Origin of the sequence: Caulobacter sp. 73W, from assembly GCF_041021955.1 — a bacterium.
GTDB lineage: Bacteria > Pseudomonadota > Alphaproteobacteria > Caulobacterales > Caulobacteraceae > Caulobacter.
Window position 1 is genome coordinate 2,614,328 of sequence record NZ_CP158375.1, and the last position, 22,977, is coordinate 2,637,304.

At 67.4% G+C, this 22,977-nt stretch carries 22 protein-coding genes; 17 read left to right on the forward strand and 5 right to left on the reverse strand.

Going from position 1 to position 22,977, the window contains the following annotated elements; translation table 11 throughout:
• Positions 1-16: 16 nt before the first annotated feature.
• Positions 17-838 carry an HPP family protein gene (locus tag ABOZ73_RS12230; protein ID WP_369058422.1) on the forward strand — a complete coding sequence of 274 codons (822 nt, stop codon included), beginning with the start codon at positions 17-19 and terminating at the stop codon, positions 836-838.
• Between the two features lie 4 nt (positions 839-842).
• Here the strand turns inward: ABOZ73_RS12230 and bioB are convergent, their stop codons facing one another.
• Positions 843-1,823: a biotin synthase BioB gene (gene bioB, locus ABOZ73_RS12235; protein ID WP_369062534.1), complete on the reverse strand. Its 981-nt coding sequence runs from the start codon at positions 1,821-1,823 to the stop codon at positions 843-845.
• Positions 1,824-2,031: 208 nt separating this feature from the next.
• Between bioB and ABOZ73_RS12240 the strand changes: the two genes are divergently transcribed.
• Complete coding sequence (locus ABOZ73_RS12240) at positions 2,032-3,780, forward strand: cellulase family glycosylhydrolase (protein WP_369058423.1); 1,749 nt, start codon at positions 2,032-2,034, stop codon at positions 3,778-3,780.
• On the opposite strand, the gene ABOZ73_RS12245 is transcribed toward ABOZ73_RS12240, so the two are convergent.
• The gene (locus tag ABOZ73_RS12245; RefSeq protein ID WP_369058424.1) at positions 3,770-4,921 is read right to left on the reverse strand and encodes a GGDEF domain-containing protein; all 1,152 of its coding nucleotides are present in this window, start codon (positions 4,919-4,921) and stop codon (positions 3,770-3,772) included. The genes ABOZ73_RS12240 and ABOZ73_RS12245 overlap by 11 nt on opposite strands.
• A gap of 350 nt (positions 4,922-5,271) precedes the next feature.
• Between ABOZ73_RS12245 and ABOZ73_RS12250 the strand changes: the two genes are divergently transcribed.
• The 3 genes from ABOZ73_RS12250 (at position 5,272) to ABOZ73_RS12260 (ending at position 8,582) form a co-directional block, all read left to right on the forward strand.
• Positions 5,272-5,865 carry a CYTH domain-containing protein gene (locus ABOZ73_RS12250; protein ID WP_369058425.1) on the forward strand — a complete coding sequence of 198 codons (594 nt, stop codon included), beginning with the start codon at positions 5,272-5,274 and terminating at the stop codon, positions 5,863-5,865.
• 89 nt (positions 5,866-5,954) lie between these two features.
• Positions 5,955-7,346: an adenosylhomocysteinase gene (gene ahcY / locus ABOZ73_RS12255; protein WP_369058426.1), complete on the forward strand. Its 1,392-nt coding sequence runs from the start codon at positions 5,955-5,957 to the stop codon at positions 7,344-7,346.
• A 105-nt stretch (positions 7,347-7,451) separates the two neighbouring features.
• Entirely contained in the window at positions 7,452-8,582 is a 1,131-nt protein-coding gene (locus tag ABOZ73_RS12260; RefSeq protein WP_369062535.1) for a serine hydrolase domain-containing protein, read from the forward strand.
• On the opposite strand, the gene rarD is transcribed toward ABOZ73_RS12260, so the two are convergent.
• Together rarD and ABOZ73_RS12270 are read right to left on the reverse strand one after the other, a co-directional pair.
• Positions 8,567-9,475, reverse strand: a complete 909-nt coding sequence (gene rarD / locus ABOZ73_RS12265) for an EamA family transporter RarD (RefSeq protein ID WP_369058427.1) — start codon at positions 9,473-9,475, stop codon at positions 8,567-8,569. The two genes, ABOZ73_RS12260 and rarD, sit on opposite strands and share 16 nt — an antisense overlap.
• Positions 9,476-9,573: 98 nt before the next feature.
• On the reverse strand, positions 9,574-10,602 hold the full coding sequence (locus ABOZ73_RS12270; protein WP_369058428.1) for an aspartate-semialdehyde dehydrogenase: 1,029 nt from the start codon (positions 10,600-10,602) through the stop codon (positions 9,574-9,576).
• Positions 10,603-11,012: 410 nt separating this feature from the next.
• Between ABOZ73_RS12270 and coxB the strand changes: the two genes are divergently transcribed.
• The 12 genes from coxB (at position 11,013) to ABOZ73_RS12330 (ending at position 22,406) form a co-directional block, all read left to right on the forward strand.
• Positions 11,013-11,936, forward strand: a complete 924-nt coding sequence (coxB, locus tag ABOZ73_RS12275) for a cytochrome c oxidase subunit II (RefSeq protein WP_369058429.1) — start codon at positions 11,013-11,015, stop codon at positions 11,934-11,936.
• Between the two features lie 19 nt (positions 11,937-11,955).
• Positions 11,956-13,611 carry a cytochrome c oxidase subunit I gene (ctaD, locus tag ABOZ73_RS12280; RefSeq protein ID WP_369058430.1) on the forward strand — a complete coding sequence of 552 codons (1,656 nt, stop codon included), beginning with the start codon at positions 11,956-11,958 and terminating at the stop codon, positions 13,609-13,611.
• Positions 13,612-13,690: 79 nt separating this feature from the next.
• On the forward strand, positions 13,691-14,683 hold the full coding sequence (gene cyoE, locus ABOZ73_RS12285; protein ID WP_369058431.1) for a heme o synthase: 993 nt from the start codon (positions 13,691-13,693) through the stop codon (positions 14,681-14,683).
• Positions 14,680-14,838 (forward strand): hypothetical protein, encoded by a 159-nt coding sequence (locus ABOZ73_RS12290; protein ID WP_369058432.1) that lies wholly within the window; start codon positions 14,680-14,682, stop codon positions 14,836-14,838. The genes cyoE and ABOZ73_RS12290 overlap by 4 nt, the downstream gene beginning before the upstream one ends.
• Before the next feature lie 19 nt (positions 14,839-14,857).
• Positions 14,858-15,406 (forward strand): cytochrome c oxidase assembly protein, encoded by a 549-nt coding sequence (locus ABOZ73_RS12295; RefSeq protein WP_369062536.1) that lies wholly within the window; start codon positions 14,858-14,860, stop codon positions 15,404-15,406.
• 74 nt (positions 15,407-15,480) lie between these two features.
• Positions 15,481-16,344 carry a cytochrome c oxidase subunit 3 gene (locus tag ABOZ73_RS12300; RefSeq protein WP_369058433.1) on the forward strand — a complete coding sequence of 288 codons (864 nt, stop codon included), beginning with the start codon at positions 15,481-15,483 and terminating at the stop codon, positions 16,342-16,344.
• A gap of 66 nt (positions 16,345-16,410) precedes the next feature.
• A complete protein-coding gene (locus tag ABOZ73_RS12305) occupies positions 16,411-16,710 on the forward strand; it encodes a DUF983 domain-containing protein (RefSeq protein ID WP_369058434.1) in 300 nt (99 codons plus the stop codon).
• A gap of 4 nt (positions 16,711-16,714) precedes the next feature.
• Positions 16,715-17,410: an SURF1 family protein gene (locus tag ABOZ73_RS12310; RefSeq protein WP_369058435.1), complete on the forward strand. Its 696-nt coding sequence runs from the start codon at positions 16,715-16,717 to the stop codon at positions 17,408-17,410.
• The gene (thrC, locus tag ABOZ73_RS12315; protein ID WP_369058436.1) at positions 17,410-18,813 is read left to right on the forward strand and encodes a threonine synthase; all 1,404 of its coding nucleotides are present in this window, start codon (positions 17,410-17,412) and stop codon (positions 18,811-18,813) included. Before ABOZ73_RS12310 ends, thrC begins: the two co-directional genes overlap by 1 nt.
• 53 nt (positions 18,814-18,866) lie before the next feature.
• Positions 18,867-20,078 carry a M16 family metallopeptidase gene (locus tag ABOZ73_RS12320; RefSeq protein WP_369062537.1) on the forward strand — a complete coding sequence of 404 codons (1,212 nt, stop codon included), beginning with the start codon at positions 18,867-18,869 and terminating at the stop codon, positions 20,076-20,078.
• 24 nt (positions 20,079-20,102) lie between these two features.
• Positions 20,103-20,711 carry a GNAT family N-acetyltransferase gene (locus ABOZ73_RS12325; RefSeq protein WP_369058437.1) on the forward strand — a complete coding sequence of 203 codons (609 nt, stop codon included), beginning with the start codon at positions 20,103-20,105 and terminating at the stop codon, positions 20,709-20,711.
• 24 nt (positions 20,712-20,735) lie between these two features.
• Positions 20,736-22,406 carry a putative bifunctional diguanylate cyclase/phosphodiesterase gene (locus tag ABOZ73_RS12330; RefSeq protein WP_369058438.1) on the forward strand — a complete coding sequence of 557 codons (1,671 nt, stop codon included), beginning with the start codon at positions 20,736-20,738 and terminating at the stop codon, positions 22,404-22,406.
• Here the strand turns inward: ABOZ73_RS12330 and ABOZ73_RS12335 are convergent.
• Positions 22,403-22,972, reverse strand: coding sequence for a YqgE/AlgH family protein (locus tag ABOZ73_RS12335; RefSeq protein WP_369058439.1), 570 nt, complete (start codon positions 22,970-22,972; stop codon positions 22,403-22,405). The two genes, ABOZ73_RS12330 and ABOZ73_RS12335, sit on opposite strands and share 4 nt — an antisense overlap.
• Positions 22,973-22,977 lie beyond the last annotated feature (5 nt).

Genomic DNA, 22,977 nt, shown 5'->3' on the forward strand with positions numbered 1-22,977 from the left:
TGTCGCCGTCGGCGCCATGGCTGGCATCATCCTTATCGGGGTCGCCGCGCGCCTGCTGATGGGCGAGGGCCTGTCCTATTCGCCGCTGCTGGCCCTACCCATCGGGGCCTCGGCGGTTCTGGTCTTCGCCGTCTCAGCCAGCCCGCTGGCGCAGCCGCGAGGCGTGATCGGCGGAAACCTGGTTTCGGCGCTTATCGGGGTGGCCTGCGGCTTTCTGATTCCTCTGCCGCTGCTGTCGGCCGGGGTCGCGGTCGGCCTGGCGATCTGGGTGATGATGCGGCTCCGATGCCTGCACCCGCCGGGCGGGGCCATGGCGCTGGGCGGCGCGCTGCTGGCGCGGCACGACCTGGCCTCGTCGCTGCACTATGTGGCGCTGACCTTCATCTGCTCGGTGCTGATGGTTCTGTGCGGCTGGCTGTGGGTCAACCGGACGGGCAAGACCTATCCCCACCGCGCGCCGCCGCCCGCACCGGTCAGCGGCTTCAGCATGATCGATATCGACCGGGCCCTGTCGCGCTATGGCGAGCTGCTGGACGTCAGCGCTGAGGACCTGGCGGTGCTGTTCGCCGACGTGGAGCGCCGCGCCCATGACCGCCTGCACGGCCGCCTGACCTGCGGCGAGGTGATGAATTCGGCCGCCGAGGCGACGCAGGGCGCGATCCTGGTCGAGGAAGCCACCCCTGTGGAGACCCTGCTGCCGATCCTGTCTGGCGGCGAGGGGCGCGAGGCGGCTGTCACCACCAGCGATGGCGAGGTGGTCGGCCGGATCACCCAGACCGACCTGCTGCGGGTCCTCTATCGCGCCCATCTGGTCGAGACCCTGGACGCGAAGCGCTAAGGGCCTATTCGGCCGCCGCGGCGGCCTTGGTCATGGTCATCGGGCGCACGCCCAGGTCGGCGAACAGGGCCTGGTCGGCGTCCATTTCCGGCAGCGGCGTGGTCAGCAGCTTGCCGCCCACGAAGATCGAGTTGGCGCCGGCCATCAGGCACAGGGTCTGAAGCTCGCGGCTCATGCCTTCGCGGCCGGCCGACAGGCGGACCATGGATTTCGGGCAGACGATGCGGGCCACGGCGATGGTGCGCACGAACTCCAGCCCGTCGATCTCGCCCTTCTTCAGGATGCGCTCGCCCAGGGGCGTGCCGGTCACGGGCACCAGGCCGTTGATGGGCAGGCTGTCGGGGTGCATCGGCAGGGTGGCGAGCTGGTGCAGGAAGCTGGCGCGGTCGCGGCGGGTCTCGCCCATGCCGACGATGCCGCCGCAGCAGGTGCTCATGCCCGCGTCACGCACGTGGCTGAGAGTGTCCAGGCGGTCCTGATAGGTGCGGGTGGTGACCACCTCGCCGTAGTACTCGGGCGAGGTGTCGAGGTTGTGGTTGTAATAGTCCAGGCCGGCGGCCTTCAGCGTCTTGGCCTGGTCGGCGGTCAGCATGCCCAGGGTGGCGCAGGTCTCCATGCCGAGCGCCTTCACCCCGCCGATCATGGCGGCCAGCTTGGGCACGTCGCGATCCTTCAGCTCCCGCCAGGCGGCGCCCATGCAAAAGCGCTGGGCTCCGCCGTCGCGGGCGGCCTTGGCGGCGGCGATGACGTCGTCGGCCTCCATCAGCTTGGACGCCTTCAGGCCGGTGTCGAAGGAAGAAGACTGGCTGCAGTAGCCGCAGTTCTCGGCGCAGCCGCCGGTCTTGATCGACAGCAGCTGCGACAGCTGCACCTCGCTCGGGTCGAACCAGCGGCGGTGGATGGTGGCGGCCTCGAAGACCAGCTCCATGAACGGGCGCTCGAACAGGGCCTCCACCTCGGCGACGGTCCAGTCGTGGCGGGGCATGGCGAGGTCGTGCGTGGCGGTCATGGGGAACTCTCGAAAATCGGTCGCCTTGATCGCGCGGACAGGCGGCGGACTCAAGGACTGATCGACATTCAAACGGCCGCAATTGATGACAGCGTTGTCAATTATCCTTGCGGCGCGGCGTCCAAGCCGCCTTACTGCGCACCACAAAAAGACGCCGCCCAAGGCGTCGACCTGGGAGGTCACCATGCGTCTTCGTTCCGCCCTAGCGGCCCTGCTGTGCTGCGCGTCTTTCGCTACCGGGGCTTCGGCCGCCGGCTTCCTGCGCGCCGAGGGCAAGCGGATCGTCGATGAGACGGGACGACCGATCATCCTTCGCGGCATGGGCCTGGGCGGCTGGATGCTGCAGGAAGGCTACATGCTGCAGATGGGCGACGTGGGGCGCGGCCAGCAGCACGTCATCCGCGGCAAGATCGCCGAGCTGATCGGCGAGGAGAAGACCGCCAGTTTCTACAAAGCCTGGCTCGACAACCACACGACCAAGGCGGACATCGACTACATGGCGGCGTCGGGGTTCAACTCCGTCCGCCTGCCCATGCATTACGACCTGCTGACCCTGCCGGCGGAGAAGGAGCCGAAGGCCGGCGCCGACACCTGGCACGAAGATGGCTTTCGCCGCATCGACGAGTTGCTGGCCTGGAGCAAGGCCAACGGCCTGTACCTGATCCTCGACCTGCACGCCGCGCCGGGCGGGCAGGGGAACGACCTGCCGATCGCCGACCGCGATCCGTCCAAGCCCTCCTTGTGGGACAGCGCGGAGAACCGCCGCAAGACGGTGGCGATCTGGCGAAAACTGGCCGAGCGCTACAAGGACGAGCCCTGGATCGGCGCCTACGACATCATCAACGAGCCCAATTGGGACTTCGAGGGTGATGGCGGCGGCCATGGCTGCAAGGAGAAGAAGAACGCGCCTCTGCGGTCGCTGATGATGGAGATCACCGCCGCCATCCGCGAGGTCGACAAGCGGCACATGGTGATCATCGAAGGCAACTGCTGGGGCAATAACTACAAGGGCGTCATGCCGCCCTGGGACGACAACCTGGCGGTCAGCTTCCACAAGTACTGGAACGTCAACGACCGGGCGTCGATCGAGCCGCTGCTGAAGCTGCGCGACGAGCATGGTGTCCCGCTGTGGCTGGGCGAGTTGGGCGAGAACTCCAACGTCTGGTTCCGCGACGCCATCGCCCTGGTGGAGGGTGAAGGGATCGGCTGGGCCTATTGGCCGCTGAAGAAGATCGGCTTCAACCAGCCGCTGGAGATCCGCTCCAACCCTGACTACGCCAGGATCGTCGCCTACCTGACCGGCAAGGGTCCAAAGCCCACGGCGGCGGAGGCCGAGCGCGGCCTGATGAAGCTGGCCGATGATCTGCGCTTCGAGAACAACATCGCCCACCCGGACGTCATCGACGCGATGATCCGCCTGCCGCACTCGGACGAGACGAAGCCCTTCAAGACGCATCTCGTCGGCAAGGCGGGCGGGACGATCCAGACGGTGGACTACGACCTGGGTCCGATCGGCCGAGCCTATTTCGACACCGACGCCGCGAACTACCACATCTCGACCGGCAAGGAGCGGTCGCTGTGGAACAACGGCCGCACCTATCGCAATGACGGCGTGGACATCGCCGTCAGCACCAGCGGCGCGCTGCATGTCAGCGACTTCAAGACCGGCGAGTGGATGCAGTACAGCCTGCAGGCCGAAGCCGCCGGGACCTATGCGGTCGAACTGAAGGTGGTGGCCAAGGCGGGGGGCAGCCTGGCGCTGTCGGCGAACCATGGGGCTGACCAAGCCATGGTGCTTCCGGCCGGTCCCGAATGGCGGCTCGTGCGCGGGCCGACGGTTTCGCTTCAGGCGGGCGGCAACAGGATCTCGGTTCGGGCGGTCGACTGCGATTGCGCGATCGCCTCGGTTCGGCTGACGCCGGTCAGGCGCTGACCGTCCGCGGCGTCGCGCGGGCGCCGGCGGCTTCCTGGCGGGCCTTGTCGGCCTGGCTGAGCAGCAGGCCGAGCACCGGCATGGACGACGAGGCCACGGCCGCCCCGATGGTCAGGGTCGCTCGCCGCGCGCCGCCGGTCTTGCCGGCCAGGGTCTCGAAGGCGCTGCGCAGATGACGGCTGGTTTGCTCGGCGTCGGATTGGTCCGCGTCCGGCAGGAGCAGGACGAAGTGCTGCGTTCCCATGCGCGCCAGGATCTGCCCCGGGCGGCCGTGCCGCGCGGCCACCGCCGCCAGAAGCCGCAGCAGGCGCTCGGCCGTGGCCGGACCCTTGGCGTCGGCTGTGTGGTCGAGACCCTCCAGCTGGATCGATAGGGCGGAAAGGCGCGTGCGCATATGGACCGGGCCGTTGCGCCAGCGCTCGAAGGCGACCTTGAGACCGGCGGCGTTCAGCGCCCCGGTCAGGGCGTCGCGGAAGGCCACGCGCTCCCAGGCCTTGTGCGCCCGCTCCACCGCCATCAGCAGCATCACCAGGCCGCGCAGGACGACGATGGCCGACGCCGTCGCCGCCAGGGCGGACTGGGCGGGCGGGGCGTCCTGGAACATGCCGGGCGATGTCCAGCCGATAGCCGTCAGTACGGCGCGGCCGCTGAAGATCACCGCTGTCAGGCCAAACAGCGCCATCAGGATTTTCGCCGACGAAAGGCCTTCGTCACGGACCAGGCGGCGCGCCTCGATGCAAACGGCGATGTCGCAGCAGGCGCAGAGCAGCGAGACCAGGGCCACACGCTCGGCGAACGCGGACGGATCGCCCCAGACGCCGAACAGAAGCGGCGATACCGCCGCGCCGATCGCAGCATAGGCGATCCAGTGCGGACGCCGTCCGGCGAAGAGGCGGATGCTGCCCAGGGCCAGGAAATAGCCGCCGACCGTGGCCAGGTTCGCCGCATGCACCGACAGCAGCGGCGGGATCATGTCGCGCAGGCCGGTCATCATCAGGCCCGCGCCAAGCAGCAGGCTGCTCAGGCCCCAGAACAGGACCCAGCGGTCGAAACGACGCGTCGCGAACGCCGCGATCTGGACCGAGCCAAGGCACAGGTAGATGCAGGCGGTGACGAAATAGAGTGTTCTGAGGTCGAGCATGTCTGGCGATTTCGCCGGCTCGACTAGCGGCATTGCGAAGCCAAGTAACGTGAAAATCGTATACCGTTGGTATCTGTCCCAATCTTTACCATTGATATACTTGGTTAATTCTCGCTAGGCATGACAACGCTCGCGCAAGTGTCGAAAGCTTGAGTGTTCCAATGACACCGTTGCCATCCGAGACGCGGGCGAGGAGAAACCCTTCTGGGATAGAAGGAATTTCGAAGCCCGGCCCCTTTCGGGGGCGGATTGCATTTCGGTGGTTTGCAGGAAGCGGAGAGCCGAACTCTGAACGGATGTGGGCGAAGGGTGCGACACCGGGCCGCGCCCTTGCTACACAAGGGATTGCGATGACGGAGTGGGGCATGCCCGAGCAGGAGATCGAGCTGAAGTTCGAGGTGGACCGCATCGCGTTCGACATCGTCAGGGCGGCCTTTCCGGATGTCGATTTCAGCGAGAAGCAACTGACCTCCACCTACTTCGACACCCATGACCAGGCCTTGCGGCGCGCGGGCCTCACCTTGCGGGTCCGCACGGGCGACGGCGGGAGCAAGCAGACCCTCAAGGGACCGGGAAGCGGGGGCTCGGTCTTCGCGCGGGACGAATGGGAAGCCGCCTCGGGCGATGCGCCCGATGACGCCTTCCTGATGGACACGCCGGCCCCCGGCGTCCTGCGTGGCAAGCCGATCCTGCCGTTGTTCCGGATCGAGAACCGGCGCGTGATGGGCCTGGTGGAGCTGCCCCAGGGAACCGTCGAGATCGCCATGGACGACGCCGAGGCCGTGGCCGGCGACCGGCGTCAGCCTTTCATCGAACTGGAGCTGGAGCTCAAGTCGGGCTCCGAAGCCGCCTTGGAGACGGTCGCCCTCCGCCTGCGTCGGCTGGTTGAGATGCATCCCTCCCAGCTGGGCAAGGGCGAGCGGGGCTATCGGCTTCTTGCGTAGCGCATAAAGAAATCCTTATGCGTTCGTTGCGAGGGTGAAGCCGAACGGCTATACCCGCCGGTAAAGCCGATACGCCAAAGGAGCCTCCCGTGGCCGACTACATCATCCGTGACATCTCCCTCGCCCCGTGGGGCCGCAAGGAGATCGACATCGCCGAGACCGAAATGCCCGGCCTGATGTCTACCCGCGCCGAGTACGGCAAGGCTCAGCCGCTGAAGGGCGCCCGCATCGCCGGCTCCCTGCACATGACCATCCAGACGGCCGTGCTGATCGAGACCCTGCAAGCCCTCGGCGCCGAAGTCCGCTGGGCCTCGTGCAACATCTTCTCGACCCAGGACCACGCCGCCGCCGCCATCGCGGCCACCGGCACCCCGGTGTTCGCGACCAAGGGCGAGACCCTGGTGGAGTACTGGGAGTACGCCCACAAGATCTTCGAATGGCATGACGGCGGCTATCCGAACCTGATCCTCGACGACGGCGGCGACGCCACCCTGCTGTGCGTGCTCGGCCCGAAGGCCGAGAAGGACCCGTCGGTCCTGAACAACCCGCAGAACGAAGAAGAAGAAGCCCTCTACGCCGTGATGAAGAAGTACCTGGCCGAAAAGCCTGGCTTCTATTCGGCCATCCGCGACGCCTGCACCGGCGTGTCGGAAGAGACCACCACGGGCGTCCACCGCCTGTACCAGATGGCCGCCAAGGGCGAGCTGCCGTTCCCGGCCATCAACGTCAACGACAGCGTCACCAAGTCGAAGTTCGACAACCTGTACGGCTGCCGTGAAAGCCTGGTGGACGCCATCCGCCGCGGCACCGACGTGATGCTGGCCGGCAAGGTCGCCGTGGTCTGCGGCTATGGCGACGTGGGCAAGGGCTCGGCGGCTTCGCTGCGCAACGGCGGCGCCCGCGTGATCGTCACCGAGATCGATCCGATCTGCGCCCTGCAGGCGGCGATGGAAGGTTATGAGGTCTTGACCATCGAGGACGCCCTGCCCGTGGCCGACATCTACGTCACCGCCACCGGCAACAAGGACGTCATCACCGTCGATCACATGCGGGCGATGAAGAACAACGCCATCGTCTGCAACATCGGCCACTTCGACAGCGAAATTCAGATCGCCGGCCTGCGCAACTTCAAGTGGGACGAGATCAAGCCGCAGGTCCACCACGTGGAATTCCCGGGCGGCAACAAGATCATCGTGCTGTCGGAAGGCCGCCTGGTGAACCTGGGCAACGCCACGGGCCACCCGTCCTTCGTGATGTCGGCCTCGTTCACCAACCAGACCCTGGCCCAGATCGAACTGTGGACCAACCGCGCGGCCTACAAGAACGACGTCTACACCCTGCCGAAGGTGCTGGATGAGAAGGTCGCCAAGCTGCACCTGGAGAAGCTGGGCGTGAAGCTCACGACCCCGACCAAGGAGCAGGCCGACTACATCAACGTGCCGGTCGAAGGCCCGTTCAAGCCGGAGCACTACCGCTACTAAGCGGCGGCTTCAGCGACAGATCGACAGCGGCGGGCGTCCCCAGGGCGCCCGCCGTTTTCGTTTTTGGCCCTTGCCTCGCGGGCCTCGAGTCCGCACTTGAGCCGGATGACCGAATTCGCCGCCGACGGCCATTGCGCCGACCGCTTCTCGCCCGTGCGCGAGGCCTTCGAAGCCAACTTCGCCGAGGGCAGGGAGCTGGGCGCCCGCTTCACCCTGGTGGTGGACGGCGAGACGGTGGTCGACCTGTGGGGCGGCCATATGGATCGAGCCAAGTCGAAGGCTTTCACAGCCGACACCCTCAGCCCGATCTTCTCGTCCACCAAGGCGGTGGCCAGCCTGATGATCGCGCGGCTGGTGGAGCAGGGGCGGCTAGCCTACGACCAGACCGTCGCCAGCGTCTGGCCGGAGTTCGCGCAAGCCGGCAAGGACGCGGTCACCATCGAACAGCTGCTGTCGCACCAGGCCGGCCTGTCGGGTTTCCCGGAGCAGATGGACCCGACCCTCTGGTACGACCCGCCGGCTATCGCCGCCAAGCTGGCCGCCATGGCGCCGATCTGGGAGCCGGGGACGGCCAGCGGCTATCACCCCACGACCATCGGCTACATGACCGGCGAGATCTTCCGCCGGGTGGATGGCCGCAGCATGGGGACCGCCCTGCGCGAGGATATAGCCGGCCCCCTGGGCCTCGACCTCTGGTTGGGCCTGCCCGACGCCGAGCATGATCGCGTCGCCGACCTGCAGCGCCCCAGCGCCCTGCCCAAGTTCGGGGAGCTGAACGACGCGGTGAAAGCCGCCTTCCTGACCCCTTGGGCCACCGCCAGCGGCAAGAGCGCGGCGGACTGGCGGCGGATCGAGATCCCTTCGGCCAACATGCACGCCACCGCCGAGGGGCTGGCGCAATTGATGAGCGCCCTGGCCGGAGACGGGACCCTGGGCGACCGCGCCATCCTGTCGCCGCGCGGCGTAGCCGAGGCGACCCGACAGCGCATTCGCGGCCGTGACCTGGTCCTGCCGTTCGAGATCAGCTGGGGCGCGGGCTTCATGCGCAATGAGCCGAACTTCTTCTACGGCCCGACCGACGACGCGTTCGGCCACAGCGGCTGGGGCGGCTCCTGCGTGTGGGCCGACCCGCAGCGCGGCGTGGCAGGCGCCTATGTCATGAACAAGCAGGGCGCGGACCTGATCGGCGACCCGCGCCCCGTGCGCCTGATCGAGGCGGCCTACGCCGCGCTCTGAGCCAGGCGCGCGCGGCGTCCGGCCTTCCAGGCCCCATAGGCGAACACCGCCACCCCGGCCCAGATGAAGCCGAAGGACAGGGCGCGCAGGGGCGTGAACGCCTCGCCCAGCGCCACGCCGATCAGGAACTGGATGGTCGGCGCCAGGAACTGCAGGAAGCCCATGGTCGACAGCGGCATGCGCCGCGCCGCCCAGGCGAACAGGGCCAGGGGCGCGACCGTGGCCGGACCGGCCGCCATCAGCAGCAGGGCGACGTTCACGCCGCTGGTGAAATGGCCGACACCGGTCTTCTGCAGCCACAGAACGTAGAGCAGGCCGGGCAGGGCGAGATAGGCGCACTCGAAGAACAGGCCGGTCTGGGCGTCCACCGCCACCCGCTTGCGGATCACCGCATAGGCGCAGAAGGACAGGGCCAGGCCCAGAGACACGATCGGCAAGTGGCCGATGGCCACGGCCTGGACCACTACGCCGACGGCGGCCAGGGCGATGGCGATCTTGCCCGCGCCGCTCATTCGTTCGCGGAACAGCAGGGCGCCGGCCGCCATGTTCATCAGCGGGTTGATGTAATAGCCGAGGCTGGCCTCGATCACGTGGCCGGCGTTCACCGCCAGGACATAGACCGTCCAGTTGATGAAGATCGCCGCCGTCGACGCCGCCAGCCAGGCCATGATCTTCAGGTCGCCCAGGACCCGCTTCACCTCGCCGGCCTGACGGGCCAGCAAGACCAGGCCGCCGGCCCAGATCACGGACCAGACGGTGCGGTGGGCGATCATCTCGAAAGAGCTGACGCCGAACAGGCTGACCACATGGAAGTAAAGGGGCAGGAAGCCCCACAGCAGGTAGCAGACGACGCCCGCCGTGATCGCGGAGCGTTGGTTCTGGTCAGCGGCCATTCGGATCCCCAGGAAAAGGCCATGAAAAAAGCGGGCGGCGATCAGATCGCCACCCGCTTCTTGTGAAGGTCGGTCACGAAGACCGGGTGACATCGATCCTAGGCGAGCGCCTTCTGCTTCAGCCAGCCGCGCTCGTGCAGAAGCTGTGCGATCTGGATGGCGTTCAGGGCGGCGCCCTTGCGCAGGTTGTCGGACACGCACCACAGATTGATGGTGTTCGGCTGCGTCGGGTCGTTGCGGATACGCGAGATGTAGACCGGGAATTCGCCCTGGCTTTCCTTCGGCGTGATGTAGCCGCCGTCCTCGCGCTTATCGACGACGATGACGCCGTCGGCTTCACGCAGGATGTCGCGGGCCTCGTCCTCGTCCAGCGGGCTTTCGAACTCGATGTTCACGGCCTCGGAGTGGCCGACGAACACCGGCACGCGCACGCAGGTCGCGGTCAGCTGAATGGCCGGATCCAGAATCTTCTGGGTCTCGACGGCCATTTTCCACTCTTCCTTGGTCTGCCCGTCGTCCATGAAGACGTCGATGTGCGGGATGACGTTGAAGGCGATCTGCTTGGTGAACTTCTTAGGCTCGGACGCGCCCAGGACGAAGACCTGCTTGGTCTGCTCCCAAAGCTCGTCCATGCCTTCCTTGCCCGCGCCGGAAACCGACTGGTAGGTCGACACCACGACGCGCTTGATCTTGGCGCGGTCGTGCAGGGGCTTCAGGGCCACCACCAGCTGCGCGGTCGAGCAGTTGGGGTTGGCGATGATGTTCTTGGGCGTGTCGGCGGCCGCGTCGGGGTTCACTTCCGGCACCACCAGCGGAACCTTCGGGTCCATGCGGAAGTGGCTGGAGTTGTCGATCACGATCGGACCGGCGGCGCCGATCTTCTCGCCCCAGGCCTTGGATACGGAGCCGCCGGCGCTCATCAGCACCAGGTCGACCTTGGTGAAGTCGAACTGCTCGACGTCCTCGCAGGCGACCACGCCGTCTTTCCAGCCGACTTCGACGCCAATGGATTTTCGCGAGGCCAGCGCATGCAGCTTGTCCACGGGGAAGTTCACTTCCTCGAGGATGTTCAACATTTCGCGGCCCACATTGCCCGTGGCGCCGACGACGGCGACCCGGTAACCCATGGCGATCTCCTTCGACAAAATACCCCCAGTTCGGGGAGCGATCCCGTTACGCCTCATGCAGCAAGGGCGCAAGGCGAGGCTTTCTTACAGGCGCCTCAGGAAAGGGCGGGCGCGAGGTTGATCCAGCGCAATGCGCCGCCAGCCTTCGCGGGCGAAATTGATCTCAGCCAGAAGTAACGCCGTGCGACGAAGCCATGTTTCGCCGTCGCAGAGCGACTCCATGACGCTTGTAGGGACTTTGCGGCGCCTGACGCCTTGGCAAGGCTGGACGATACGCGTATGCACCCGCCAAGGCGACAAGGGGGCCACGCGTTCATGACGCGCACCTTATCGACGCCTGAAGATGAGTTGCCGACCGCGGAGTGACCCGAAAACGGGCGCTTCGGGCGGCGAAACGGGCCGTGAGGGACATGAAGGCGCAACTTTTGGGTATGCGGCGGATGATGGCGGGTCTGGCCGCGTTCGCAGCAACGGCGACGTTCGGCGCTCAGGCGCTGGCCGAACAACTGATGGGGCAGCCGACCCCGAAAGGCATCGCGCTGCAGCCGGCGGCTTCGCCGCTGAAGCACCATGCGCACTTCTTCCACGACGCGATCCTGCTGCCGATCATCACGATCATCACCCTGTTCGTGCTGGGCCTGCTGATCTGGATCGTGGTGCGCTACAACAAGCGCGCCAATCCGGTGCCGGCCAAGTTCAGCCACAACACGGCCATCGAGATCGTCTGGACCGTCGTTCCGGTCCTGATCCTGATGTTCATCGCGATCTTCTCGTTCCGGCTGCTGTTCGACTACCACAACATGCCGAAGCCCTACATGACCGTGAAGGCCGTCGGCTATCAGTGGTACTGGGGCTACGAGTATCCCGATCAGGAGATCGGCGAAATCACCTCGACCATGCTGCCGGAAGCCGAAGCCAAGGCGCGCGGCGTTCCGTTCCGCCTGGCGGCGACCGAGCCGATGGTGGTTCCGGTCAATCAGGTCGTGCGCGTCCAGGTGACCGCCGCCGACGTGATCCACGCCTTCGCCCTGCCGGCCTTTGGTCTGAAGACCGACGCCATCCCGGGCCGCCTGAACGAAACCTGGTTCAAGGCTGAGAAGACCGGCACCTTCTACGGCCAATGCTCGGAGCTGTGCGGCGTCGACCACGCCTTCATGCCGATCGAGATCAAGGTCGTCAGCCAAGCCGAATTCGACGCCTGGGTCGCCCAAAAGGCGCCTCCGGCTCCGGCGGCTGCTCCCGCCGTCGCCGCTCCGGCCGCCGCAGACGCTGCGACGCCGGCCGCCGAAACCACTCCCGCTCCGGCCGCGGCTCCCGCCGCGCCGGCGGCCTAAGCTCGTAGGATAGAGTCCGATGGCTCACGCCGCAGACCACGCACACGATCACGACGCCGATCACAAGCCGGGCTTCATCGCCCGCTGGTTCTTCTCCACGAACCACAAGGACATCGGCACCCTCTACATCCTGTTCGCCATCATGGCGGGCCTCGTCGGCGGCGCCCTTTCGGGCCTGATCCGCTGGGAACTGGCCGAGCCGGGCATCCAGGTGTTCTCGGACAACGGGATGCTGGCCCAGCTGGGCGTCTTCAAGGGCAAGCACGGCTATAACGCCGTCGTCACCGCCCACGCCCTGATCATGATCTTCTTCATGGTCATGCCGGCGATGATCGGCGGGTTCGGCAACTGGTTCATTCCGATCATGATCGGTGCGCCGGATATGGCCTTCCCGCGGATGAACAACATCTCGTTCTGGCTGCTGGTCGCCGCGTGGGTGCTGCTCTGCACCTCGATGTTCGTCGACGGCGGTCCTGGCCACGGCTTCGGCGGCGGCTGGACGATCTATCCGCCGCTGTCCACGACCGGCCACACCGGCCCGGCCATGGATCTGGCGATCTTCTCGCTCCACCTGGCGGGCATCAGCTCGATCCTGGGCGCGATCAACTTCATCACCACCATCTTCAACATGCGCGCGCCGGGCATGACCCTGCACCGCATGCCGCTGTTCGCCTGGTCGGTGCTGATCACCGCCTTCCTGCTGCTGCTGTCGCTGCCGGTTCTGGGCGGCGCCATCACCATGCTGCTGACGGACCGTAACTTCGGCACCCACTTCTTCGACCCGACCGCGGGCGGCGACCCGGTCATGTTCCAGCACCTGTTCTGGTTCTTCGGTCACCCGGAAGTGTACATCCTGATCCTGCCCGGGTTCGGGATCATCAGCCACATCGTGTCGACCTTCAGCCGCAAGCCGGTCTTCGGTTACCTCGCCATGGCCTACGCCATGGTGGCCATCGGCTTCGTCGGCTTCATCGTGTGGGCTCACCACATGTACACCGTCGGCATGAGCATCAACCTGCGCGCCTACTTCGTGGCCGCCACGATGATCATCGCCGTTCCGACGGGCGTGAAGATCTTCTCCTGGATCGCCACCATGTGGGGCGGCTCCATCAGCTTCAAGACGCCCATGCTGTGGGCGATCGGCTTCATCTTCCTGTTCACGGTCGGCGGCGTCACCGGCGTGGTCCTGTCCAACGCGGGCATCGATTACAGCCTGCACGACACCTATTACGTGGTGGCGCACTTCCACTACGTGCTGTCGCTGGGCGCCGTGTTCGCTATCTTCGCAGGCTTCTACTACTGGTTCGAGAAGATGTGGGGCGTGAAGTACAACGAGTTCCTCGGCGCCTTGCACTTCTGGGTCATGTTCGTCGGCGTGAACCTCGTCTTCTTCCCGCAGCACTTCCTGGGTCTGCAAGGCATGCCGCGTCGTTACGTCGACTATCCGGAAGCCTTCACCTACTGGAACTGGGTCTCGTCGGTCGGCTACGTGATCACGATCGCCGCCGTCGGCATCTTCCTGGTGGTCCTGCTGGAGGCAGCCATCCGTCGTCGCAAGGCCGAAGCCAACCCGTGGGGCGAAGGCGCCACGACGCTGGAGTGGACCCTGTCCTCGCCGCCGCCGTTCCACCAGTTCAACGAACCGCCGGTGATCAAGGCCGACAGCCACCACTGATCGCCAGGTTCTGAGTAAAAATCGGGGGGCGCGGATCGGACGCAGGTCCGGCCGCGCCCTTCGGCCTATAAGACGCATGATGAGCAAGCCCGCCGCCATAGAGACCGCCGAGGTCACGCCCGCCAGCTGGCGGGACTACCTGCAGCTGATGAAGCCGCGGGTGATGAGCCTGGTCGTGTTCACCGCCCTGACCGGCGTGGTCGCGGCGCGCAGCCACCTGCACCCCGTGCTGATGGCCGTGGCGGTGCTGTGCATCGCCGTGGGAGCCGGCGCGTCCGGCGCCCTCAACATGTGGTTCGACGCCGACATCGACGCCAAGATGCGCCGCACCCGCGCCCGCCCCGTGCCGGCCGGCAAGGTGGCGGGGGCCGAAGCCGCGTCCCTGGGCGTAGTGCTGAGCCTGCTGTCGGTCATGCTGATGGGCATGGCGCTGAACTGGCTGGCCGCCGGCCTGCTGGCCTTCACCATCCTGTTCTACGCCGTGGTCTACACCATGTGGCTGAAGCGCTGGACCGTGCAGAACATCGTCATCGGCGGACTGGCGGGGGCGCTGCCGCCGGCCATCGGCTGGGCCGCCGCCACGGGCGAGGCGCCGCTGAACGCCTGGCTGATGGTGCTGATCATCTTCCTGTGGACCCCGCCGCACTTCTGGGCTCTGGCGCTCTACACCAAGCAGGACTACGCCAAGGCCGGCGTGCCGATGCTGCCGGTGGTGAAGGGGGCCAAGAGCACCCGTCTGCAGATCTTGATCTACAGCCTGGTCCTGATCCCGGTCTGCGTGGCCCCGGCCTTCACGGGCCTCGGCGGCATGCTCTATCTGTCGGTCTCGGTGATCGGCGGGCTGGTGTTCCTGATCCTGGCCGGGCGGCTGTTCGCCAGCCGCGCCGGCGACGAGGCGGACGACCGCACGGGCGAGAACGGCGACCTGCTCTATGCGGTGCGCGCCGGCTCCAAGGACGCGCGCAACATGTTCGCCTTTTCGATCCTGTATCTCTTCCTGCTGTTCGCGGCCCTGTTGGTCGAGGCGGCGGCTGGCCTTTCTCCCATGCACTGGGTAATCAAGCTGTCATGACCGAGCCGCAGAAAACTCCGGACCGGGCCGCCGCCGACAAGGCGCGCCGCGGACGCAACGTCGCCCTGGCTCTTGGCCTCGTGGCCTTCGTGGTCCTGGTGTTCGTGGTGACCCTCGTCAGGCTGGGAGGCAATATTGCCGACCGACCGCTCTGAGGCCACGCCGCAGCAGAAGATGAACCGCCGGGTCGCGCTGATCTGCGCGACGGTGTTCTTCGGCATGGTGGGCGCTGCCTATGCGGCCGTCCCGCTTTACAAGATGTTCTGCCAGGTGACCGGCTTCGGCGGCACGGTGAGCAAGGCCTCGGCCGCGCCGACCAAGATTCTGGACCAGAAGATCACCGTCCGCTTCGACGCCAATGTGCGCTCCCTGCCGTGGGATTTCAGCACCGAGCAGGTGAGCCAGCAGATCAACATCGGCGCGACGGGACTGGCCTTTTTCAAGGTCACCAACAACGGCGACAAGCCGATGACCGGCCGCGCTTCGTACAACGTCGTGCCGGAGCTGGCCGGTCCGTATTTCCAGAAGCTGGAGTGCTTCTGCTTCAATGATCAGACCATCCAGCCCGGCCAGACGGTCGAGTTCCCGGTGGTCTATTTCGTAGACCCCCGCTACGCCGATGACTTCGAGACGAAGGGCAAGGAGGAGATCACACTCTCCTACACGTTCTTCCCATCGACGAAGGTTGCGGAAAGCGGCGCTTCGGCCACTGGCGGAAGCTGACGACGGGCGTTATAGCACGAACGATTTTCAAGGCTGGGCTCGCCCGGCCGGGGGACAAAAGGGTTTAGGCGAACATGGCATCTGGCGCCGTAAAACACGACTATCACATTCTTCCGCCCAGCCCGTGGCCGCTGGTCAGCTCGGTTGCGCTGGTCCTGCTCACCATGGGAACCGTCATCTGGATGAAGGGCGGTCTCTTCGGTCTCGAGAAGGGCACCTGGTGGGTGGCCGCTCTGGGCCTGCTCGGTCTGATCTATTCCGTGGTCGGCTGGTGGGGCGACGTCATCAAGGAAGCCAACGCCGGCGACCATACGCCGGTCGTCTCGATCGGCCTGCGCTACGGCATGATCCTGTTTATCGCCTCGGAAGTGATGTTCTTCGTGGCGTGGTTCTGGATGTTTTTCGAGATGGTGCTCTTCCATGAGCACCGGACCCTGTCCGCCTACGAGGAAGTGAAGACGGCCTGGGCCCAGTGGCCGCCGGCCGGCGTCGAGACCGTCTCGGCCTGGCGTCTGCCGCTGGTCAACACCCTGACACTGCTGCTGTCGGGCACGACCGTGACCTGGGCTCACCACGCGATCATCAAGAACGACCGCGAAGGCGCCAAGCTGGCCCTGATCCTGACCGTGGCCCTGGGCCTGCTGTTCAGCGGCATCCAGTTCTACGAGTACTACCACATCAACCACGAGCACCTGTTCTATTCGGAAGCCGCGGCGAACTCGGGCCTGTACGGTTCGACCTTCTTCCTGGCGACGGGTTTCCACGGCGCTCACGTGATCATCGGTACGCTCTTCCTGATCGTCTGCCTGATCCGACTGATGCGCGGCGCCTTCACGCCGGAACGTCACTTCGGCTTCGAAGCCGCCGCCTGGTACTGGCACTTCGTCGACGTGGTGTGGCTGTTCCTGTTCGCATTCGTCTACGTCGTCTTCGGCTAAATGGCAGGGCCGGCGAACCCCTACTTGTCGGGGCTCGCCGGCCGCTGTCCGAACTGCGGCGAGGGAATGCTCTTCGAGGGCTTCCTTCGCATCAGCCCGGCCTGCGAGGCCTGTGGCTATGATCTCTCCAAGGCCGACAGCGGCGACGGGCCCGCGGTCTTCATCATCCTCATCGCCGGCTTCCTGGTCTGCTTCGCGGCTTTGTTCGTGGAGTTCACCTTCCACCCGCCGATCTGGCTGCACCTCATTCTCTGGCTTCCGCTGATCACCTTCGTGTCGGTCGGCCTGCTGCGCCCCATGAAGGGGCTGATGGTCGCCGCCCAGGTGGCCAACAAGGCGTCCGAGGCCGGACGCCGCGACGTCTGAGCCCATGTCATCCGGAACCGCCCGCCGCTTTCCCATCGGCCTGACCATCGCCACCGCGATCAGCCTGGTGATCCTGTGCTGCCTCGGCGCCTGGCAGGTGCAACGCCTGAGCTGGAAGAACGATCTTTTGACCCGCATCGCCGCCCTGCAAGGCGCGGCGGCGACGCCCTGGACGCCGGGGTCGAGCGAGTTCACCCGCGTCAGCCTGACCTGTCCCGGCCTGGCCAAGGCGCCGTTCGTCGAGCTCTACGCCATCCGTGACGGCAAGGCGGGGGAGCGGATCATCTCCGCCTGCCCGACGCCGCAGGGCGTGGTCCTGGTTGATCGCGGCTTTGTCGCCGACACGGTCTCGGCCCGCCCGCCGGTCGACGCGACGGATCGTACGCCCGTCTCCGTCACTGGCGTGCTGCGGGCCGGGGACGCGCGCAGCTTCGTCACCCCGCCGGACCAGCCGGACAAGCGCCAGTACTTCGCCCGTGACGCCGCCGCCGTCGGCGCCGGCCTGGGCGCCGCGAACGCCGCGCCGCTGTTCCTGATGGCCGAGACCCCCACCAATCCGGACTGGGCCGCGCTGGAGCCGGCGCCGCTTCCGGCGGAAATTTCCAACCGGCATCTGGAATATGCGCTGACCTGGTTCGGCCTTGCCGCGACCCTGGCCTGCGTCTATGCCGCCATGCTCTGGCGCAGGCGAAAAGACTGATGAAGTACATCTCCACCCGGGGAGAAGCCCCCGCGATCGGTTTCCTGGATGCGGTCCTGTCCGGCCTCGCGCCCGACGGCGGCCTGTACGTCCCGGAAAGCTGGCCCAGCTTCACCGCTGACGAGATCGCCGCCTTCGCCGGCAAGCCGTATCACGAGGTCGCCACCGAGGTGCTGGCCCGCTTCGCCGGCGACGAGATCGCCCGCGAGGACCTGGCCGCCATCTGCCAGGAGGCCTATGCCAGCTTCGCCCACCCGGCGACGACACCGCTAAAGCAGCTGGCCCCCGGCCTGTTCCTGCTGGAGCTGTTCCACGGCCCGACCCTGGCGTTCAAGGACGTGGCCATGCAGCTGCTGGGGCGGCTGTACGACCACATTCTGTCGACCCGGAACCGCAATCTCACCATCGTCTGCGCCACGTCGGGCGACACCGGCGGCGCGGCGGTCGAGGCCTTCCGCGGCCGGACCAATGTGAAGATCGTCGCCATGTTCCCGGACGGCCGGATCAGCGAGGTCCAGCGGCGCTTCATGACCACGGTCGAGGACGCCAACGTCCAGTGCCTGTCGGTCGGCGGCACCTTCGACGACTGCCAGGCGATCCTCAAGGGCATGTTCGCCGACGGCCAGTTCGCGCAGGCCGTGGACCTGTCGGCGGTCAACTCCATCAACTGGGCCCGGGTCGCGGCGCAAAGCGTCTATTACTTCACCGCCGCCGTCGCCCTGGGCGCGCCGCTGCGTGAAGTGGCCTTCGCCATCCCGACCGGCAACTTCGGCGACGCCTATGCGGGCTATGTGGCCAGCAAGCTGGGCCTGCCGATCCGCAGCCTGACGGCGGCGACCAACGCCAACGACATTGTCGCCCGCGCCATCGAGGACGGCCGCTATGTGCGCGGTGACGTGGCCGAGACCTCGTCGCCGGCCATGGACATCCAGGTCTCGTCGAACTTCGAGCGCCTGTATTTCGAAGCCGTCGGCCGTGACGGCGTCGAGACCGGCCGCGCCTTCCGCACCTTCGCCGAGGCGGGCGCCCTGGACATCCCGCCGTCGGCCCTGGCCGCGATCCGCGAGCTGTTCCGCGGCCGCGCCGTGAGCGAGGCGGAGACCGCCCGCACCATGGTCGCCACCCTCAACGAGACCGGCGAGATGATCGACCCGCACACGGCGGTGGCCGTCACCGCCGCCCAGGCCGCCCTGACGGCCGGCGGCGTCGACGCGCCGCTGGTGGTGCTGTCCACCGCCCATCCGGCCAAGTTCCCCGAAGCCGTCCTGGCCGCCTGCGGCGTCGACGCTCCGGCCCCGCGCGGCGCCGGTGACCTGTTCCAGCGTCCGGAACGCTTCGACAGCGTGGACGCCGACGCCGAGGCGGTGAAGGCCCGCGTGCGCGCCTTCGCGAGAGCCGAGTGACGACGCCCAAGGTTCACACCCTCGCCAACGGCGTGCGGGTCGTCTGCGACCCCATGCCGGGCCTGGAGACGGTCGCCCTGTCGGTCGTGGCCGGCCGGGGCGCGCGGTTCGAGGACAAGGCCCGCTCGGGCTGGTCGCACCTGCTGGAGCACATGGTGTTCAAGGGCGCGGGCGCGCGCTCGGCCCGCGACATCGTCGAGGTCATCGAGAACGAGGGCGGCAACCTCAACGCCGCCACCGGCTATGAGCGCACCAGCTTCCAGGTCCGCGCCCTGAAGGGCGGCATGGATCTGGGCATGGCGGTCGTGGCCGACCTGCTGCTGCGCCCGACCCTCGATGGCGAGGACCTGGAAAAGGAAAAGCAGGTCATCGGCCAGGAGATCGCCGAGGCGGCGGACACTCCTGACGATCTGGTCTTCGACCTGGTGCAGGGCGCGGCCTGGGGCGACACCGGCCTTGGCCGGCCGATCCTGGGCACGGACGCCTCACTGGCCCCGGCCACCCCCGCCGCCGTTAGCGAATGGCGCGCGGCCCTCTACGCCGCCGACGCTCTGGTGGTCAGCGCCGCCGGCGCGGCGGGCGAGGACGAGCTGCTGGCCCTGGCCGAGCGTGAGTTCGGCGCCATGTCCAACACGGCCGGCGCGCCGATCACGCCGACCCCGGCCTTCCAGGGCGGCCATGTCGAGAATCCCAAGCGCCTTGAGCAGGCGCATCTGGTGATGCTGCTGCCGGCATTCGGCGCGCGTGATCCGGACTATTTCGTGCTGCGCCTGTTCGCCGAGGCGCTGGGGGGCGGCATGTCCTCGCGCCTGTTCCAGGAAGTCCGCGAGAACCGGGGCCTCGCCTACGCCATCGACGCCTATGCCGACACCTATTCGGACGTCGGCGTCCTGGGCGTCTATGCCGGCTGCGCGGCCAAGGACGCGTCCGAGGCGGCCAAGGTGACGGCCGAGCAGATCGCCGCCCTGTCGCAGCGGATCGAGCCGATCGAACTGTCGCGCGCCAAGGCCCAGCTGAAGGCGTCGATGTTCATGGGTCGCGAGCAGCCCCTGTCCCGCGCCGAGCAGGCGGCAGGCCAGACCCTGCTGTTCGGCAAGACCCTGAGCGCGGCCGAGATCGGCGCGGCCATCGACGCGGTCGAGGCCGGCGACATCGCCCGGGTCGGCGCGCGTCTGCTGGGCTCCGGCAAGTGCGCCACGGCGGTGCTGGGGGCCAAGGGCGCCATGAAGGCGGGCCGCGCCTTCGAGGCCGGGCTGTTCGCCTGATCGAAGCAAGCTAGGGTCGCGCGCATGGGCATGCTCGACTGGCTTTCACCGAGGAATGAGATCGTCCTGCAGGGCGAGAGCGTGACCCTGCGCAGCCCTCGCATGGCCGACCATGCCGAATGGGCGAAGGTGCGCGAAGCGTCCCGCGCCTTCCTGCAGCCCTGGGAGCCGACCTGGCCGCAGGACGACCTGACCCGCGCCGCCTTCAGCCGGCGCATCGAGGCCTATGACCGCGAACTGACCGAAGGCCTGGGCGTGGCCCTGGCGATCCGCGAGACGCGTGAGAACCGGCTGGTCGGCCTGATCCGCATGCACAACATCCGCCGGGGCGTCGCTGAGACCGCCTCTCTCGGCTACTGGATCGGCGAGCCCTTCGCTCGGCGGGGGTACGGCCTGGCGGCGGTCAACGCGGTCAGCGCCTTCGCGTTCGGGCCGTTCCGCCTGTCGCGGCTGGAGGCGCAATGCCTGCCCGACAACGAGCCTTCCCGCCGCTTATTGCTCAAGGCCGGGTTTTCGGAAGAGGGTTACGCCCGCGCTTATCTGAAAATTAACGGCGAATGGCGAGACCATAGGTTGTTCGGACTGGTCTCGCGCGTGCGTGCGTTGGAAAGCCCGGACAGTGCCGGGGCCTAGAATGGGTCTTCGGCGGGGCTGTGCATGGCGCTGAAGCAAAACCTGAAGCGGGGCTGGGAGGCCCCGGCCATGCTGGAGGCCCTGGGCGCTGCTGATGTGGCGCTGTGGGTGTGGGAGCCCGAAGCCGACCGTCTTCGCGTCAACGGACCCGCCCGCGCCCTTGGCCTTGGCCCGCTGGCGCCCGAGTGCGCCTCCGCCGCCATTCTGGCCCTCGCCATTCCCCAGGACCGCGCCCAGGTGGAGCGCATGCTGCGCACCCAGCCGCCCGGTTCCGAAGTCGTCGCCCGCGTGCGCATGCGCGGGGCCGAAAGCTGCCTGTGGCGCGGCGTCTGGCTGGAAGAGGGCGTCCGCGCCGCCGGCGTCGTCGCGCCGGAAACGAAGTACGCCGCCTCGCAGCACGACAGCCTCACCGGCCTTCTGGACCGGACAAGCTTCATCGCCCGCGCCCGCGAGCGTCTGCAGAGCGCGGGCGAGTACGAACTGGTGGTCGCCGACCTCGACCGCCTGCGCCGCCTGAACGAGGCCCTGGGCCACGAGCGCGCCGATCTGGTGCTGGCGGCTCTTGGCTCGCGCATGGCCGCCGCCTTCCCGGCCGAGGCCGTCATCGGCCGCATCGGCGAGGACGAGTTCGCCGTGCTGATCGAGGCCGTCAGCGGCCGTGAACCGGCCGAGATGCTGCGCCAGGCGGTCGAACAGCCCCTGCGCGTCGTCGGCTTCGACATCTTCCCGACCCTGTCCCTGGGCGCCGTCTCGGCCGAGGGCGGCGAGCACGCGCCCGAAGCCACTGAACTGCTGCGCCGCGCCGAACTGGCGGTCGAGGCGGCTCGCGTCGGCGGCCGCGGCGGCGCCGCCGCCTATGGCCGCGCCATGGAAAGCGACGGCCTTTCCCAGCTGGCGCTGGAGGCCGACCTGCGCGGCGCCCTGGGCCGTGGCGAGATCATCCCCTTCTTCCAGCCGGTCGTCCGCCTGTCGGACGGGGCCCTGGCTGGTTTCGAGGCACTGGCCCGCTGGCGGCATCCGCGCCGCGGCTTCCTGCCGCCGGACGACTTCCTGCCGCTGGTCGAGGAAATGGGCCTGATGAGCGAGCTGGGCGCGCACATGATGCGCGCCGCCGCCGCCCAGCTGGCCGCCTGGCGCCGGACGCACAAGCAGGTCGAGGGCATGACCGTCAGCGTCAATCTTTCGACCGGCGAGATCGACCGCGCCAGCCTGATCGCCGAGGTCGCCTCGATCATCAAGGAAAACGACCTGCCGCCGCAGGCCTTGAAGCTGGAGATCACCGAGAGCGAAGTCATGCGCGATCCCAAGCGCGCCGCCTCGGTCCTGAAGGCCCTGCGCGACACCGGCGTGGGCCTGGCGCTGGACGACTTCGGCACCGGGTTCTCGTCGCTGTCCTACCTGTCGCAGCTGCCGGCCGACACGCTGAAGATCGACCGCTATTTCGTGCGGACCATGGCCGGCAACGAAGGCTCGGCCAAGATCGTCCGCTCCATCGTCCAGCTCGGCCGCGACCTCAATCTGGAAGTGGTGGGCGAGGGGGTGGAGAACGCCGCCATGGCCGCCCGCCTTCTGGAGCTGGGCTGCAACTACGGTCAGGGCTTCGGCTATGCGCCCGCCCTGGCGCCGACCGAGGCCGAGGTCTACCTCAACGAGGCCTATCTGGACGGCGTGGCTCCGCTGCGGGCCTGGGGTTAGGCCCGCCCCGCCTGACCGGAAAGCTGGTCGGCGCTGATCCCGAGTTTCGCCAGGGCCTGTGACCACTTGTGCTCATGGTCGGAGCCGAACAGCAGCTGTTCATCCGGATCACAGATCAGCCACACGTTCTCGCGCAGCTCCTGTTCCAGCTGGCCGCCGTCCCAGCCGGCGTAGCCGAGGGCCAGGATCGCGCGGCGCGGCTTGGTGCGATAGTCGGTCATGGCCTCCAGCACCGTGCGCGTCGTGGTCAGGCTCAGGCCCTCGGTGATCGCCACGCTGGCGCCTTCGGCTTCATAGTCGGCGGTATGCAGGACAAAGCCCCGCTCGCGCTGGACCGGCCCGCCCATCAGCACGAGGTCGGCGGGGCCGTCCTCCGCTTGCGGCACGCCCAGCTTTTCCAGCAGATCGCTGACCATCAGGCCGTCCACCGGGCGGTTCACGGCCAGGCCCATGGCGGCGTCCGCATCGTGCGAGCAGACGAAGACCACGGCCCGCTCGAAGCGCGGATCGTCGATGCCGGGCATCGCGACCAGCAGTCGACCGGTGAGAAATTCGCTTTCAGCCATGGTCA

What these genes read in the sequence shown, in the direction of transcription:
- ABOZ73_RS12305 (WP_369058434.1), top strand. Translation starts at nt 16,411, where the DNA reads ATGCTCTTCGAGGGCTTCCTTCGCATCAGCCCGGCCTGCGAGGCCTGT.
- ABOZ73_RS12325 (WP_369058437.1), top strand. Translation starts at nt 20,103, where the DNA reads ATGGGCATGCTCGACTGGCTTTCACCGAGGAATGAGATCGTCCTGCAG.
- ctaD (WP_369058430.1), top strand. Translation starts at nt 11,956, where the DNA reads ATGGCTCACGCCGCAGACCACGCACACGATCACGACGCCGATCACAAG.
- ABOZ73_RS12250 (WP_369058425.1), top strand. Translation starts at nt 5,272, where the DNA reads ATGACGGAGTGGGGCATGCCCGAGCAGGAGATCGAGCTGAAGTTCGAG.
- coxB (WP_369058429.1), top strand. Translation starts at nt 11,013, where the DNA reads ATGAAGGCGCAACTTTTGGGTATGCGGCGGATGATGGCGGGTCTGGCC.
- rarD (WP_369058427.1), bottom strand. Translation starts at nt 9,475, where the DNA reads ATGGCCGCTGACCAGAACCAACGCTCCGCGATCACGGCGGGCGTCGTC.
- bioB (WP_369062534.1), bottom strand. Translation starts at nt 1,823, where the DNA reads ATGCCCCGCCACGACTGGACCGTCGCCGAGGTGGAGGCCCTGTTCGAG.
- ABOZ73_RS12295 (WP_369062536.1), top strand. Translation starts at nt 14,858, where the DNA reads ATGAACCGCCGGGTCGCGCTGATCTGCGCGACGGTGTTCTTCGGCATG.
- ABOZ73_RS12320 (WP_369062537.1), top strand. Translation starts at nt 18,867, where the DNA reads ATGCCGGGCCTGGAGACGGTCGCCCTGTCGGTCGTGGCCGGCCGGGGC.
- ABOZ73_RS12290 (WP_369058432.1), top strand. Translation starts at nt 14,680, where the DNA reads ATGACCGAGCCGCAGAAAACTCCGGACCGGGCCGCCGCCGACAAGGCG.
- ABOZ73_RS12300 (WP_369058433.1), top strand. Translation starts at nt 15,481, where the DNA reads ATGGCATCTGGCGCCGTAAAACACGACTATCACATTCTTCCGCCCAGC.
- ABOZ73_RS12335 (WP_369058439.1), bottom strand. Translation starts at nt 22,972, where the DNA reads ATGGCTGAAAGCGAATTTCTCACCGGTCGACTGCTGGTCGCGATGCCC.
- ABOZ73_RS12270 (WP_369058428.1), bottom strand. Translation starts at nt 10,602, where the DNA reads ATGGGTTACCGGGTCGCCGTCGTCGGCGCCACGGGCAATGTGGGCCGC.
- ABOZ73_RS12330 (WP_369058438.1), top strand. Translation starts at nt 20,736, where the DNA reads ATGGCGCTGAAGCAAAACCTGAAGCGGGGCTGGGAGGCCCCGGCCATG.
- ABOZ73_RS12245 (WP_369058424.1), bottom strand. Translation starts at nt 4,921, where the DNA reads ATGCTCGACCTCAGAACACTCTATTTCGTCACCGCCTGCATCTACCTG.
- ABOZ73_RS12260 (WP_369062535.1), top strand. Translation starts at nt 7,452, where the DNA reads ATGACCGAATTCGCCGCCGACGGCCATTGCGCCGACCGCTTCTCGCCC.
- ABOZ73_RS12230 (WP_369058422.1), top strand. Translation starts at nt 17, where the DNA reads ATGGCTGGCATCATCCTTATCGGGGTCGCCGCGCGCCTGCTGATGGGC.
- thrC (WP_369058436.1), top strand. Translation starts at nt 17,410, where the DNA reads ATGAAGTACATCTCCACCCGGGGAGAAGCCCCCGCGATCGGTTTCCTG.
- ABOZ73_RS12240 (WP_369058423.1), top strand. Translation starts at nt 2,032, where the DNA reads ATGCGTCTTCGTTCCGCCCTAGCGGCCCTGCTGTGCTGCGCGTCTTTC.
- cyoE (WP_369058431.1), top strand. Translation starts at nt 13,691, where the DNA reads ATGAGCAAGCCCGCCGCCATAGAGACCGCCGAGGTCACGCCCGCCAGC.
- ABOZ73_RS12310 (WP_369058435.1), top strand. Translation starts at nt 16,715, where the DNA reads ATGTCATCCGGAACCGCCCGCCGCTTTCCCATCGGCCTGACCATCGCC.